This is a genomic window from uncultured Thiodictyon sp. (assembly GCA_903837595.1).
GTDB lineage: Bacteria > Pseudomonadota > Gammaproteobacteria > Chromatiales > Chromatiaceae > Thiodictyon.
In genome coordinates, this window is sequence record CAILVI010000375.1 from 1 (window position 1) to 12,170 (window position 12,170).

Here is a 12,170-nt window from a genome sequence, read left to right on the forward strand (position 1 = left end):
CGGTTTGCCCTTTCACGCTCGCCAGCCCCTGCTCCTCCCGGCTCTTGAGTACCCGCCCGGCCATCTCCCGCGAGCAGCCGACCAAGCGTCCGAGCTCCTGGCGGGTGACGCGGATCTGCATCCCGTCCGGGTGGGTCACGGCATCCGGTTGTTTGCACAGATCCAGCAGGGTGCTGGCGATGCGTCCGGTCACGTCGAGGAAGGCCAGGTGCCCGACCTTGGAGCTGGTCTGGCGCAGGCGCTGCGACAGTTGAAAGCCGATGGCATAGAGGAATGGCTTGGCGACGTCCTTCAGTTCAGTGTCGAGCAGCCGGTCCAGGCGCACATAGGAGATCTCCGCGACCTTGCACTTGACGCGGGTGCGCACGATGACGCTGCGGGTGTTCTGGGGGAAGAACAGCCCCATTTCGCCGATGAACTCACCCTTATTGATATAGGCCAACATCAGTTCACGGCGGTCCTCATCCTCAATGACCGCGGCCACTGAGCCCTCGATCAGATAATAGAGGCTCTCCGCCGGCTCGCCGACACGGATAAAGTCCACATTTTTATCGTAGGCTTTGGTGTGACAGAACGACAGGAAGGGCCTTAACCAGACCGGTTCTTCTGGGGGGTGGATCAGCATGGTCATGGGTGTGGGCAAGGTGGCGGGTGAAGATGTAGGGCTTGATGCCGGATTCTAGGCAAGGTGGTTGGCCTTGTCGAACGCCGCTTGCTCCGGTCGAACTATGGTAGCCTCCCGCGCCAAGGGTGGCGCCCTCGGTATCAGGCGTCCTGGTGTGATCGTCGCGGGGGTCTCGATGAAGGCGCGGGTGAAGTGGATCGATGGGGTTGCCATGTTGGGTGAGTCCGGCTCCGGGCATGGTGTGGTCATGGACGGCCCGCCGGAATTGGGCGGGCGTAATGTCGGGGTGCGGCCCATGGAGATGCTGTTGATCGGCATGGGCGGCTGTACCCAGTTCGATGTACTGCTGATCCTGCGCAAGGCCCGCCAAGAGGTGACGGACTGCGTCGTTGAGCTGACGGCGGACCGGGCCGCGACCGACCCCAAGGTCTTTACCCGCATCCACGCCCATTTTATCGTGACCGGCCGCGGGCTCGACCCGCGCCAGGTGGCGCGCGCGATCACACTCAGTGCCGAGAAATATTGCTCCGCGTCCATCATGCTGGGTGCGACCGCCGCGATCACCCACGACTTCGAGTGTCGCGATGCCTGACGTTGCCGAGTTCGATGCACTCACCACGGAGTTCTACGAGGTCTGGCTCCATTATCACCCGGAGCTGGCCCCGCAGGCCGGGCTCCCGGTCACCGGGCGGCTGTTGCCGGCCCAGGACGACGACGACCTGTCCGCCCTGCGAGGGTGGTTGGAGGAGCTGCTGCTGGGCCTCGACGAGGTCAATTTTCTCGCCCTGGACGCCGATCGGCAATTGGATTGGGAATTGCTGGCCGGGGCCGCCCGGGTCGAGCATTGGGAGCTCAGTGACTGCGATTGGTATCACCTTGACCCCCGGCGCTGTTTGCCGGGCGCTGTGCTCCAGTGGCTGACCTGGGGGCCGGCTGAGGCCCTGGACGATACCCGGGGCGACACCCTGGCGCGTCTCTTGAGTGAGGTCCCGCAACACCTGCGCCGTGCCCAGGCGCGGTTACAGATGGCGGCGGTGCGCTTGGCTGCGCCCCTGCTGCGCGTTGCCGCCGATGAGGCGCATAGCGTGCGTCGCGCCCTGCGCGAGCTCGCGCGCGGCCCCTGGTGGCACCAGTATGCCCAGGGGCACGCTGGTGTTTACGCGCAGCTTGAGGCCGCCGATGCGGCGCTGGCCGGCTATCAGCACTGTCTCACGCAGGACCTGGCCCCCCGCGCCCGGGGGGCGCTGGGCTGCGGGGGGGAGCACCTGGGTTTGCGGTTGCGCGAACTGCATTTCATCGATTGCGAACTCGACAGCGATCCGGGACGCGGTCAGGCGGCCATCAGGCGCGCGCTTGAACGCGCCGAACTGGCCTTGGCCGATCCGCCCGCCGCCCCGGAGCCGGTCGCGGCCCAGCGGCTCGCGCAAGGCTGCGGTGGTCGTCACCACTTCGCCGTGACCGACCCGGAGCGCGCGCGCCGCCTGCCGCGGCGGCTCGCCAACGACGTCTCGCTGGCGATGGGTTGGCACCTCTACCTCGGTCATCGCCTGCCTCGCCGCGCACCGGGGGACGGGGCCCGACCGGGACTGGCCGCGGAGCGCGAGCGGCTCCTGCTGGCCTGGCTCGATCTGGACCTGCATACCGGACGGATCGACGGCGATGGAGCGCTCGCGCGCCTGCGCCAACAGGGGCTCGCGGGTCCGGCGGCCGACGCGCGCCTCGTTCAGCTGGCCCGGCACCCGGGTGAGGCCCTGGCGGGTGTGCTTGGCTGGCAGTTGCTGGAGCAGGCGCGCCACTCACACGCGGCGGGGGATGGCGGCGGGTTCGCCGAGCGCGATTTCCACGACCTGGTGGTCTCCCAGGGAGCGATCCCTCTGCCCCTGGTGCTGCGCTATGGCCACGGGCCAAGCCTCTGGCAGGCCGCCTATGCCGGGGTATTGGGCCGCTGAGGCGGGTACCTTAGTGGTAGCGGTTGGCCGTCGGCGGCTGCTACGATGCGCGGTTGAGCCTACAGGAGTCCCCTATCATGCCGATCGGCATCAAGAAGCTGAAGCTGCAGGGCTTCAATAATCTGACCAAAACCCTGAGCTTCAACATCTATGACGTCTGCTACGCGGATTCCGAGGCCCAGCGTGAGGCCTACATCCAGTATATCGACGAGGCCTACAACGCCGAGCGCCTGACCGTCATCCTGACCGACGTGGCACAGATCATCGGCGCCAATATACTCAACGTCGCCCACCAGGATTACGACCCCCAGGGCGCCTCGGTCACCATGCTGATCTCCGAAGAGCCCCTGGTCGCTGAGCAACTGCAAAATTTCGCCAAGCCGGGACCGCGCGCCAAGTCCGCTCCCTTCCCGGACGCCGTCGTGGCCCACCTGGACAAGAGCCACATCACGGTCCACACCTACCCGGAGAGCAACCCGGTCACCGGTATCAGCACCTTCCGGGCCGATATCGACGTGTCCACCTGCGGGCGCATCTCGCCGCTGCGTGCGCTCAATTATCTGATCCACTCCTTCGAGTCTGACGTCGTGATCATGGACTACCGGGTGCGCGGTTTTACCCGCGACGTCACCGGGCGCAAGCACTTCATCGACCACAACATCAGTTCCATCCAGAACTACCTGTCGCGCGACACCAAGGACCGCTACCAGATGGTGGACGTGAACGTTTACCAGGAAAACCTGTTCCACACCAAGATGGTACTGAAGCAGTTCCAGCTCGACGACTATCTTTTCTGCATCCAGGAGAAGGACCTGACCCGGCCGCAGCGCCAGCGTCTCCAGAAATGCCTGCGCCGCGAGCTCTCGGAGATCTTCTACGGCTGCAATATGGTGCAGGAGCTCGAATTTATGGGCTAGCGGCTCGCCGCTACAGCCAATAGACGCTGCGCGTCATGACCCCCGAGGCCAGGCGCATGGCGGTCCGCAGCCCCCCCGGCAACTCCGTTCCACCCGCCGCCTTGGCCACTTGGGCGTGGTGGACCTCGTCCAGTTTCATTTGCTCGAGGATCGAGCGGGTGCGCTCATCGCGTTCCGGAACCTGGTCCAGGTGGTCGGTCAGATGGTCCTCGACCTGATGTTCAGTCGCCACCACAAACCCCAGGCTCCAGCGATCCCCGGCCCACCCGGCCGCCGCGCCAATGGCAAAGGACCCGGCGTAAAAGAGCGGGTTCAGCAGGCTGCGGCGGTCCCCCAATTCCTCGATCCGGGCGGCGCACCAGGCCAGATGGTCGTTCTCCTCGCGTGCCGAGCGCTCCATGCGCTGGCGCGTCTCCGGCAGGTGTGCCGTGAGTGCCTGACCCTGGTAGAGGGCCTGGGCGCAGACCTCACCCGTGTGGTTGATGCGCATCAGGGCGGCAACGTGTCGGCGCTCTTGCTCCCCCAGCGCTACCTCGTCCAGGGCTCTTGCCGGGTAGGGGCGGTCGGTGCCCCGGGGGCGACCGAAGAGGGTACGCAGCGCCAGGTCGGCGTTCTGGATCAGCCGGTCCACCGGGGTGTAGTGGCGGTTCGTCATGGGGGTGCCTGGGGTGTCGAGTGGTCTTGGGAGGGCGATTTTGGGCGGTGGCGAGGATTGATGCAACCGATACTGTGCATCACTTGATCTGTCTTGCCAACAGTTCCACCGGGTGACAGACCTCGATGGCCAGCGCGGCCTCCCGCAGACCGGCGATCAGGTGCAGGGCGCAGCCGGGATTGGTGGTGACGATCAGGTCGGGTGACCCCGCGGTCAACCCGGCGAGCTTCTCAGCGACCAGGGCGTCGGCCAACTCCGGTTGCTGGAGCGGATAGGTCCCGGCGCCGCCGCAACAGGTCTGATTGCCCGGGAGCGGTTGGGCGGTGAGCCCCGGGATGCGCGCGAGCAACCGGTACACCGCCGCGTTGCCCCCCAGCAGCTGGCGTTGGGAGCAGGGCTCATGAACCAGTACCAGGCGCTCCAGTGGCCGAAATCCGAGCCCATTGAGGGTCGGTAGTCGATCGAGCCAGTCACAGAACTCTTGGGTGTCCGCGCTGCCCGGCGCCGCGCGCAGTTCGGCGACACAGGCGCTGGCCAGTCCCACCAGGGGTGGATCACCCCGGTGCCGGGCGCAGGCCGCGCCTCGACGCTGCCCATCGGCCGGCAGGCCATTGTGTTGGTGCAGCGCGCCGCAACAGCGCGGCGCCGATGGGACCCGCACCCGCAGGCCGAGCCGCCCGAGCAGGGTGCGGGCGGCGGCCACGGCGCGCCCCTGGGCCAGCCCCCCCATGCAGCCGACGAAGAGTTCCACGTCTGCCGATGCGTCGCTGCTGCCGGGTACCGGCGCGGCGGTCTTGGTGATCGCCCGGGCCAGCCGATGCAGTGGCCGCAGTCCCCGCAGCCCGGCGAGCCCGCAGCGTTGCGCCAGCCGGGCGACCCCCGTGCGCTCATAAAGCGCCGCCGCGCGGGCCAGTGCCCCGGTGAAGTGGGCATCGGCGAGCCGCCCCAACCAGAGCCGCCGCCAGGCCTGGCGCCAGGCGGGCGACGCGCGCAGGCGTGCCGCCTTGGCACCATCGATGAGTTGGCCATAGGCGACCAGCGAGGGACAGGCGTCCTCGCAGGCGCGGCAGCCCAGACAGCCGCCCAGGTGCCCGGCCAGGGTCGGGCTCATGGCGAGTTCACCGCTGGCCCAGCCCTGGATCAGGGCGATGCGCCCGCGCGGCGAATCGGCCTCGTTCCGCAGCTGCATGAAAGTCGGGCAGTGCGGCAGGCACAGCCCGCACTTGACGCACTGGTCGGCGAGGGTAAGGAGTTGGTCTGGGGACACGTCGATCCTGGTGGCAGAGCGGCCGGGAGTTGCGCCGGAGCGCCCCGTCTGCCGACGCGCCGGTGCGGACATGGTAACCTCTCGCGGCGGGCGCCGCCCGCGCCACCTAAGCAACGGAGGATTCCGATGTCCTACTACCGGCATCACGTCTTTTTCTGTACCAACCAGCGTGAGGACGGCCGGCGTTGCTGCGGCCGCAGCGGAGCCGCGGACCTGCGCGACTATCTGAAGCGCCGCACCAAAGAACTGGACCTGGCCGGTCCGGGCGGCGTGCGGATCAACACCGCCGGTTGTCTGAACCGCTGTGCCGAAGGGCCGGTGGTGGTCGTCTACCCGGAGGCGGTCTGGTATACCTACGCCAATCAGGACGATTTGGAGGAGATCCTGACCGAACACCTGATCGCGGGTCGGGTCGTCACGCGCTTGCAGTTGCCGGGCTGAGGGGCGTCTGGACGCGGAAATGTCCAAGCATGCGGCGCGGTTTGAGCGGGCTGAGAATAAGTGGACAGGATTAACAGGATTTCGCAGGATCAACAGGATTGTCGTTGGTTTGAAGCGCGACCTTGTTATCCTGTAAATCCTGAAGAATCTTGTTAATCCTGTCCATTTTCCAGCGGCTGGCGCGGTTTTTGAAATTGGCTTCGTGGCCTCTGGTTCATCGGTTTCAAGGATCCCGCTCATGGTCAGCACCTTGCTGGCAACGCCGGGATGCCGCAGATCTCTTGCGAGGGGTTGCGTTGAGGCGCCGCCTCCCGTATAGTTCGCGGTCTTTCGCGCTTTAGCTCTAACGAACTTAAAGACCCGCCGCATTCCCACCGGCACCCCTTGTGGGGTATCCGGGCCGGGGCGCACGCGGACTCGGTACGGGGATAACGGATCATGACGACGACTGTGAGCACCAAACCGGCAGAGGTACGCCGTGCCTGGTTTTTGGTGGACGCCGAGAATAAGACGCTCGGCCGGCTGGCCACTGAGCTTGCGCTGCGCTTGCGCGGCAAGCACAAGCCCCAATACACCCCCCATGTGGACACGGGTGACTATATCGTCGTGGTCAACGCCGGTAAGGTTCGCGTGACCGGCAACAAACTCGCGGATAAGATGTACTACCGCCACACCGGCTATGTAGGACACCTCAAGTCCATGAGTCTGGGCAAGCTTCTGGACCACGCCCCGGAGCGCGCCATTGAGATTGCGGTCAAGGGCATGTTGCCCCGCGGCCCCCTGGGTCGTGCCATGTTCCGCAAGTTGCGCGTCTATGGTGGGCCCGAGCACGGCCATCAGGCCCAACAACCACAAACCCTTGAACTCGACTGCTAGCCCAGGAACAGCATCCATGTCGGAGACTCAATACGCCACCGGCCGCCGCAAGACCTCCGCCGCCCGGGTCTTCCTGACCACGGGTTCAGGCGCGATTACGGTCAACGGTCGCACCCTCGACCACTTCTTCGGCCGGGAAACCGCCCGTATGGTGGTCCGTCAGCCACTGGAGACCTGCGGCCTGTTGGGCCGGGTCGACATCATGGCCACCGTCGTCGGCGGTGGTAACAGCGGCCAGGCCGGTGCCATTCGCCACGGTATCGCCCGCGCCCTGGTCAGTTATAATGAAGAGCTACGCTCCCCGCTGCGCCGCGCCGGGTTCCTGACCCGCGACGCCCGTGAAGTGGAACGTAAGAAGGTCGGTCTGCACAAGGCGCGCAAGCGTCCGCAGTACTCCAAGCGCTAGCGCGCTGGAGGGCTTCTGGCGGGTGTCGCGTAGCCGCATACCCCGCCGGTCGCCGAACAGTTTATTGGGGGATCGTCCAGCGGCAGGACTACGGACTCTGACTCCGTCAACCTAGGTTCGAATCCTAGTCCCCCAGCCAAACAAGAAGGGCTTAGCCGCGAGGCTAAGCCCTTTTCGTTTGGGCCCTGGGCGAATACCGGGCCGATGCACGTCCCGACGGAGCCAGACATGTCCGGTCCCGGCCGCATCGGCGGGCTTGATGCGGGCCTGCGTCCGCGTTGGATCAGAGCACCCCGTCCGGCGGCGATTGGTGCGGGCGTCACTCCCGCCGCCTTCGTCCGTCCGGCGGGACATGATATCCGTCCGAGACGGCAGGTTGCGTCGCGGCTGAAGCCGCTCCCATCGGGTCCCGGCCTGATGATCAAGGCCGCCCCACGCCGCGCTCATCGCCCCAGGGTGACCCGCCAACCGCCGCGGCTGGGCAGTAAAACGCCGTATCGACATAGGTCGCCGCGACGGACTTGGCCGCGGTGACGTCGCTCAGTAATCAACTGGCGCCGGTGCAGTCGCCACTCCACGCCAGGAAGGTGCTGCCGGGCTCCGCCGTCGCGTTGAGGGTGACGGGGGCGCCCGTCGCGAAGGTGCCGCCGCCGCTGACCGTACCCCACCCAGTGCCAGCCTTGTTCAGCTTTAGCGCATAAGTTGGCACGGCACAAGGCGTGGCGGCAACACTGACATTGTTGTCCGCATCGCCATCCGGGGTCCCGGCAGTGACCGCGACCTGATTGGAGAGGATGTCACAGGACGCCGGGGCAGTCACTACCAGGCTGATCGGGGCGGCGGCACCGGCGGCTAGCGCATCGCGGTAGCAGCTCACGACCCCGCCCGCCTCGATACACCCCCAACCGGTCCCGGTCGCCGAGACGAACACGCTGCCCGCGGGCAGGCGGTCTTCGACCCGCACGTCCCGCGCCGCCGCCTGCCCCATGTTGGTCACCGTGATACCGTAGGTCAGCGGCGCACCGGATACCACCGGACTCGGGACCGGCGTCTGAGCGACCGCCAGGTCGGTCTCCATCTGCACCACGACGACCATGGTCCCGGTCGCCGTGCCGGTCGCGAGCGCCAGGATCAACCCGGCCAGCGCGGGCCAGGTGCGAAGCGTGCAGAATCCATCCATCAAGCCGCTCATCGAACGCCCCCGCTGCTGTTGTGCATCATCAACCATCTGGCGGCGGCTGGATGCCCGTCGATGGCCCGCCACCGTCTCTGCCGCCGCCTAAAGCCCGGCGCACGTGGGTCTGAATCATGAGCCTGATCCAGTCCGCTACCCTGCGTAGGTATTTCGTCGGATTTTTCGTCTGACTCTATCCCGGTCACTTCGGTGAGGTTGTCGCGGCCAGCACGAAACAGTTCGGCCGTCCTCGCGCGTCAGACCTGTCTGGCGTGGCGGCCGTCATTCGTGCGAGGGCCTTGGTCGTCATTCCGGCCGTCGCGCCGCACGGCAACCCGTCCGGGCGGGAGTTGCTCCTCGCGCTGACGGCCTTCATGTTGAACAGCCTTCCCGCAACAGCCGAAAACAGTCTGAGTTTGCCATAATGAGAATTGCTGATTTTCGCGTTACCCAGCAGCGCCTTTAGTATACTATGAAAGTCTACCTCATCACGCCTGTAATTCTAGCCGCAAGATCGAGCGGGGGGACTACGCGCGTTGGCGTTTCTTCGCTACCTCGTCTGCAACAGCAATCCCGATCAGGACACCTTGGCCATCTTCCGGCGGCGTTTCGCAAGGACTTCGAGGCGGTATTCTTGCAGCTGCTGGAGATCGCGCGAATCAACTCAGGCGCTTCGACAGCATCAGCCGCGACGGCACCAAAATCCACGCCAACACCAGCCGCCATAGGGTGAGGTTTCCTGGCTAGCCATGCTAGTAAGCCGATGATCGCACTTCGCGACCGTTAGAATATTCACGTGAATCTCCTGACCTCACCATGGGTTGGTTGCCTCACCAAATTCTGCCCGCTGGAGTTGTCACCATGTCTCCGAACACAACCGAACCTCAACGCGATTCCGCATGGAATCGCTTTTTCATGAAGGTCGCGTTTGGGTTAACAGTCTTTTTCTCCCTCACCTTATTCGCGTCCGCTACGACGATCCTCGACACCGAGTATAAACCAACCTTGGCAGGCCGGGCGTCGGTAAATGGGGTAATTGCGCTGTCCAACGGCAAAGTCATTGTGTTCGGCGATGGAGTCTCCATGAACGGTGGAGCCGCGGATGGCATTGCGAGGCTCAACGCAGACGGCTCGCTCGACACCACCTTCCACTTAGCGCCCGAGCTAATAATAAACAAGACTTACGCCGTTGCGGTGCAGAGCGACGGCAAGATTCTCATCGGGGGAGAGATCGCGTGGTACGGTTATTCAGGCTCGCAAAACTACCTCTTTCGCCTTAACGCCGACGGGTCCTGGGATAATAGCTTGGACGCTGGCGGATACGTCTGGGGATCCAACAGCTCGTATGGTCTGAATGGCATCGTCAGAACCATCCTGGTCGAGCCCGGGGGGAAGATTGTTGTGGGAGGGGACTTCACGTATCCCTACAACCACATTACACGGCTGAATACTGACGGCACCGTCGACGCCACTTTCGATCCGGTCGGCGGCGCCAACGGCGTGGTGACGCATGTCGCACGCCAATCTTCAGGCCACCTTATCATTGGTGGGGGCTTCACGGCCGTCGGCGGTGTGACTAAAGGCGGTATTGCCCGTCTCACGTCAACCGGCGCGGTCGATGCGACTGCATTCGGGCCGGGTGTATCTGGCGGCGGATTGTCGGCGCTCGCGGTGCAAGACGATAACCGGGTCCTGATCGGCGGGCGCTTCACTATGGCTGGTGGAGTAAGTGCGCCGAAGATGGCGCGTTTCAGCGACATCGGCGAAATCGAGAGCGCCTTTACCCCCTTCGTTCGTGGCTACCTGGATGAGGTGACCAGTCTTTTACCGCTCGCCGGCAGCATCATCGTCGGCGGCTGGTATCCCGTCATGTATTTCAACGGCTATCCAACCGATCACAACGCGCAGGTCTACGCTTTGAGCGTCGATGGTGCCTTTGTCAATTACGTGGCCTTTAGCGGCAAGCCCACCGACGTTTGGGGTCTGGCATTGCGGAGCGACGGAACTGTGGTGGCGGTCGGCAGTTTCACCCAACGCGATGACCCCATCGACACCGGCATTTATGCTGGCGTCTGTCTTCTTTCCGGAACCAACTTCCAGTTGGACCCGACTTACCGTCCGATCGCCGGTGCAATCCCCGATGTCAGGTCCCTCGCGCTCCAAGCGGACGGCCGCATCCTGGTGGCTGGAGACTTCTGGCTGGTCGACGGCGTGCCTCAGAGCAAACTCACCCGCCTGAACACGAATGGCACTCTGGATGCGAGCCTAACGCCACCTGCCACCGTCGGCGGGCCGATCAACGCCGTGTTGAGCCGCAGTGACGGGAAGATCATCATCGGTGGTTCATTTTATCGCATCGCCAACGTGGACTATCGGGATGTCGCACTGCTTGGGCCTTCAGGTACCGTTGAAGCCGGTGCCTACGTGTGGAATGCGACGGCGCTGGCCTGGTATCCCGGGGATAAGATCGTGGTCGGCAGCTATAACAAGCCGGGGATCCATCGTTTGAACGCAAACCTGTCCGTCGACGACACATTCAACCCAGGAGGCGGCATTTCCAACGCACAGCAGCCAGACTACGAATTTGATCGGGTCAATGCGGTGGCAGTACAGCCGGATGGAAATATCCTCGTCGCGGGCTCATTCTCGACCTTCGCTGGTGAAACGCGTCAGAATATTGTGCGACTGAACGCTAACGGTTCGCTGGATTCGAGCTTCCACTCGCCCTCCTTCACGGTTTTCAATTTCCGCAGTGAGATCTTTTCAATCGCAGTACAGGCAGACGGCAAGATACTCATTGCCGGCCGCTTTTCTAGCGTCGACGCCATTAGCAGGCCGACCGTTGCACGGCTGAACGCAGACGGCACGGTAGACACGCGATTCGTAACCCCTTTTCTCGATCAAGGATCAAGCGCCTACTCGGCAGTCTATCTGCAACCCGATGGTCGCGTCCTCGTGGGCGGTGACATCCAGTTGATCGAGGGTGGCTCGATCTTCAACGGGATCGTACGCCTCCTGCCCAATGGCGCACGCGACAATTCATTCAACTCATCTGCAGCCGGCGCAATCAATGCGATACTGGTGACCTCCCCGGTGGCTGGCGTCTACAACACCTTCGCTGGTGGAGCCTTTGGGGTGATCGATTCGGCATGGCGCTTTGGTATCGCAAAGCTGGTCGATAGCAAGGCCATGTACGCCATCACCACGACGGCAAGTCCCACTGTCGCTGGTGCGGTGGTTTGCGATCCAAATCCCGTCAGCATCGGTGAAAATAGTACCTGTACCGCTACAACCAACGCCGGTTATTTGTTTGCCGGTTGGGTTGGTGGCTGTGCGACTCAAGGCCGGGGCACCTGCGCCTTGACCGCTATCACTTCGGCACCAACGGTCACGGCAAACTTCGTTGATATTAACTTAGTGCTGCCCGCTCGCGGAGGTTGGAGGGCGGTCCTGGGCCGGTGATCTTGGTTATGAAATACTGACGGGTGCGCCGCGTGCCCGGACCGGCCTCGCGTCTGGACTAACGTCAGTTTCGGTAGAGGCCCGCGGAACTATCTCCGGCCTTGAGCGTCGCTGCGGTCAACGGCGAGCCAGCATTCCGGCCAGGACGCAGGAATGCTGGCCGGGAATGGCAACCTCTCAGCTACCATAGCCAGACAGAATACAATGGCCCGGCGGCAACGATGATCAAGGCTGACGTACGCGTGGCTGTCGGGCGAAGATCGCGCGGGCCGTCTCGCTCTGTTATGGCTGCTTGGTCAAAGGGCCTGGTAACCGGCGTTGAAATTCAAGTTGCCGTTGTTCAGCAAGTGCTTTTAGCAATTCTTGCGCAGGAGAGCCGGGGGCGGCTCGCCACGCCG

General features: G+C 64.1%; 11 protein-coding genes, 1 tRNA gene and 1 pseudogene. 9 read left to right on the forward strand and 4 right to left on the reverse strand.

The window, feature by feature from the left end; genetic code table 11:
- Positions 1-631, reverse strand: a 631-nt coding sequence (gene crp, locus QZY44_RS21855; protein ID WP_295452236.1) for a cAMP-activated global transcriptional regulator CRP, incomplete at its 3' end; no start/stop codon positions are given.
- Positions 632-800: 169 nt separating this feature from the next.
- Here crp and QZY44_RS21860 point away from each other — a divergent pair.
- The 3 genes from QZY44_RS21860 to speD all read left to right on the forward strand — a co-directional run bounded on the left by QZY44_RS21860 (position 801) and on the right by speD (position 3,491).
- Positions 801-1,217, forward strand: coding sequence for an OsmC family protein (locus tag QZY44_RS21860; RefSeq protein ID WP_295452573.1), 417 nt, complete (start codon positions 801-803; stop codon positions 1,215-1,217).
- Positions 1,210-2,574, forward strand: coding sequence for a DUF885 family protein (locus QZY44_RS21865; RefSeq protein ID WP_295452245.1), 1,365 nt, complete (start codon positions 1,210-1,212; stop codon positions 2,572-2,574). The genes QZY44_RS21860 and QZY44_RS21865 overlap by 8 nt, the downstream gene beginning before the upstream one ends.
- 77 nt (positions 2,575-2,651) lie before the next feature.
- A complete protein-coding gene (gene speD, locus QZY44_RS21870; RefSeq protein WP_295452253.1) occupies positions 2,652-3,491 on the forward strand; it encodes an adenosylmethionine decarboxylase in 840 nt (279 codons plus the stop codon).
- Positions 3,492-3,501: 10 nt separating this feature from the next.
- Here the strand turns inward: speD and coq7 are convergent, their stop codons facing one another.
- Both coq7 and QZY44_RS21880 read right to left on the reverse strand, forming a co-directional pair.
- A complete protein-coding gene (gene coq7 / locus QZY44_RS21875; RefSeq protein ID WP_295452258.1) occupies positions 3,502-4,146 on the reverse strand; it encodes a 2-polyprenyl-3-methyl-6-methoxy-1,4-benzoquinone monooxygenase in 645 nt (214 codons plus the stop codon).
- Between the two features lie 79 nt (positions 4,147-4,225).
- Positions 4,226-5,485 (reverse strand): (Fe-S)-binding protein, encoded by a 1,260-nt coding sequence (locus tag QZY44_RS21880; RefSeq protein ID WP_295452261.1) that lies wholly within the window; start codon positions 5,483-5,485, stop codon positions 4,226-4,228.
- 54 nt (positions 5,486-5,539) lie between these two features.
- Between QZY44_RS21880 and QZY44_RS21885 the strand changes: the two genes are divergently transcribed.
- From QZY44_RS21885 to QZY44_RS21900, 4 genes are all read left to right on the forward strand, one after another.
- Positions 5,540-5,854, forward strand: a complete 315-nt coding sequence (locus QZY44_RS21885; protein ID WP_295452269.1) for a (2Fe-2S) ferredoxin domain-containing protein — start codon at positions 5,540-5,542, stop codon at positions 5,852-5,854.
- A gap of 438 nt (positions 5,855-6,292) precedes the next feature.
- Positions 6,293-6,730: a 50S ribosomal protein L13 gene (gene rplM / locus QZY44_RS21890; RefSeq protein WP_295452274.1), complete on the forward strand. Its 438-nt coding sequence runs from the start codon at positions 6,293-6,295 to the stop codon at positions 6,728-6,730.
- Positions 6,731-6,746: 16 nt separating this feature from the next.
- Positions 6,747-7,136: a 30S ribosomal protein S9 gene (rpsI, locus tag QZY44_RS21895; protein ID WP_295452279.1), complete on the forward strand. Its 390-nt coding sequence runs from the start codon at positions 6,747-6,749 to the stop codon at positions 7,134-7,136.
- Positions 7,137-7,201: 65 nt separating this feature from the next.
- Positions 7,202-7,275, forward strand: a tRNA-Gln gene (locus QZY44_RS21900).
- A 408-nt stretch (positions 7,276-7,683) separates the two neighbouring features.
- On the opposite strand, the gene QZY44_RS21905 is transcribed toward QZY44_RS21900, so the two are convergent.
- The gene (locus tag QZY44_RS21905) at positions 7,684-8,328 is read right to left on the reverse strand and encodes a DUF11 domain-containing protein (protein WP_295452284.1); all 645 of its coding nucleotides are present in this window, start codon (positions 8,326-8,328) and stop codon (positions 7,684-7,686) included.
- A 483-nt stretch (positions 8,329-8,811) separates the two neighbouring features.
- On the opposite strand from QZY44_RS21905, the pseudogene QZY44_RS21910 reads away from it, so the two are divergent.
- A pseudogene (locus tag QZY44_RS21910) lies at positions 8,812-9,036 on the forward strand (IS5/IS1182 family transposase); the annotation flags it as partial.
- Between the two features lie 135 nt (positions 9,037-9,171).
- A complete protein-coding gene (locus QZY44_RS21915; RefSeq protein ID WP_295452288.1) occupies positions 9,172-11,772 on the forward strand; it encodes a hypothetical protein in 2,601 nt (866 codons plus the stop codon).
- Positions 11,773-12,170 lie beyond the last annotated feature (398 nt).

Coding starts and splice junctions, on each gene's coding strand:
- QZY44_RS21915 (WP_295452288.1), top strand. CDS start 9,172: ATGTCTCCGAACACAACCGAACCTCAACGCGATTCCGCATGGAATCGC.
- QZY44_RS21880 (WP_295452261.1), bottom strand. CDS start 5,485: ATGTCCGCACCGGCGCGTCGGCAGACGGGGCGCTCCGGCGCAACTCCC.
- coq7 (WP_295452258.1), bottom strand. CDS start 4,146: ATGACGAACCGCCACTACACCCCGGTGGACCGGCTGATCCAGAACGCC.
- QZY44_RS21860 (WP_295452573.1), top strand. CDS start 801: ATGAAGGCGCGGGTGAAGTGGATCGATGGGGTTGCCATGTTGGGTGAG.
- rpsI (WP_295452279.1), top strand. CDS start 6,747: ATGTCGGAGACTCAATACGCCACCGGCCGCCGCAAGACCTCCGCCGCC.
- speD (WP_295452253.1), top strand. CDS start 2,652: ATGCCGATCGGCATCAAGAAGCTGAAGCTGCAGGGCTTCAATAATCTG.
- QZY44_RS21905 (WP_295452284.1), bottom strand. CDS start 8,328: ATGAGCGGCTTGATGGATGGATTCTGCACGCTTCGCACCTGGCCCGCG.
- rplM (WP_295452274.1), top strand. CDS start 6,293: ATGACGACGACTGTGAGCACCAAACCGGCAGAGGTACGCCGTGCCTGG.
- QZY44_RS21885 (WP_295452269.1), top strand. CDS start 5,540: ATGTCCTACTACCGGCATCACGTCTTTTTCTGTACCAACCAGCGTGAG.
- QZY44_RS21865 (WP_295452245.1), top strand. CDS start 1,210: ATGCCTGACGTTGCCGAGTTCGATGCACTCACCACGGAGTTCTACGAG.